The 1,619-nt window shown below is 53.1% G+C and carries 2 rRNA genes; both read left to right on the top strand.

Annotated features, from left to right (window positions below):
* A 23S ribosomal RNA gene (locus E3T51_RS00100) occupies positions 1–1,333 on the top strand; the annotation flags it as partial.
* Between the two features lie 126 nt (positions 1,334–1,459).
* A 5S ribosomal RNA gene (gene rrf, locus E3T51_RS00095) occupies positions 1,460–1,576 on the top strand.
* The last annotated feature ends 43 nt before the right edge of the window (positions 1,577–1,619 follow it).

The following is a 1,619-nucleotide window of genomic DNA, read 5'->3' as shown; positions in this document are numbered from 1 at the left end:
AGAAAAGCATCGACGCGAGGTTTTAGTCACCCGTACCCCAAACCGACTCAGGTGATCAGGTAGAGAATACTAAGGAGATCGAGAGAATCGTGGTTAAGGAACTCGGCAAAATGCCCCCGTAACTTCGGGAGAAGGGGGGCCTGAGGCGTGAACGGACTTGCTCCGGGAGCGTTCGAAGGCCGCAGAGACCAGTGGGAAGCGACTGTTTACTAAAAACACAGGTCCGTGCTAAGTCGCAAGACGATGTATACGGACTGACGCCTGCCCGGTGCTGGAAGGTTAAGAGGAACGGTTAGCCGCAAGGCGAAGCTGAGAATTTAAGCCCCAGTAAACGGCGGTGGTAACTATAACCATCCTAAGGTAGCGAAATTCCTTGTCGGGTAAGTTCCGACCTGCACGAATGGCGTAACGACTTCCCAGCTGTCTCAACCGCGAACTCGGCGAAATTGCATTACGAGTAAAGATGCTCGTTACGCGCAGCAGGACGGAAAGACCCCGTGACCTTTACTACAGCTTGGTATTGGTGTTCGGTGTGGCTTGTGTAGGATAGGTGGGAGACTGTGAAGCTTGGACGCTAGTTCAGGTGGAGTCATTGTTGAAATACCACTCTGGTCATATTGGATACCTAACTTCGAACCGTGATCCGGTTCAGGGACAGTGCCTGGTGGGTAGTTTAACTGGGGCGGTTGCCTCCTAAAAAGTAACGGAGGCGCCCAAAGGTTCCCTCAACCTGGTTGGTAATCAGGTGTCGAGTGTAAGTGCACAAGGGAGCTTGACTGTAAGACTGACAAGTCGAGCAGGGACGAAAGTCGGGACTAGTGATCCGGCAGTGGCTTGTGGAAGCGCTGTCGCTCAACGGATAAAAGGTACCTCGGGGATAACAGGCTGATCTTGCCCAAGAGTCCATATCGACGGCATGGTTTGGCACCTCGATGTCGGCTCGTCGCATCCTGGGGCTGGAGTAGGTCCCAAGGGTTGGGCTGTTCGCCCATTAAAGCGGTACGCGAGCTGGGTTTAGAACGTCGTGAGACAGTTCGGTCCCTATCCGCTGCGCGCGCAGGAAATTTGAGAAGATCTATCCCTAGTACGAGAGGACCGGGATGGACGAACCTCTGGTGTGTCAGTTGTTCCGCCAGGAGCACCGCTGATTAGCTACGTTCGGAACGGATAACCGCTGAAAGCATCTAAGCGGGAAGCCGGCTTCGAGATGAGATTTCCATCCCTTCGGGGGAGAGGCTCGCAGCTAGACTACTGCGTTGATAGGCCGGATGTGGAAGTGGGGACTAAAGACCCATGAAGCTGACCGGTACTAATAAGCCGATAATTTGATAACACTCAGTTTGAAGAAGCTGCTTTAGCGTCCACTATGTGGTTCTCGATGTACGGTCGAGAACAACGCTCCTTGTCAAGGGGAGCTCTATATAACTAAATAATATAGAATCGATTCATCGAAAGATGTTTCGGCGGCTATAGCGAGAGGGAAACGCCCGGTCACATTCCGAACCCGGAAGCTAAGACTCTCAGCGCCGATGGTACTGCAGGGGGGACCCTGTGGGAGAGTAGGACACCGCCGGACTTAACTTAGAAACAAACAGAAAGGCCACCTTCGGGTGGCCTTT

Origin of the sequence: Cryobacterium serini (assembly GCF_004404025.1) — a bacterium.
Lineage (GTDB): Bacteria > Actinomycetota > Actinomycetes > Actinomycetales > Microbacteriaceae > Cryobacterium > Cryobacterium serini.
The sequence above is the reverse complement of the archived record's forward strand: the minus strand, read 5'-3'. Positions and strand labels throughout refer to the sequence as shown.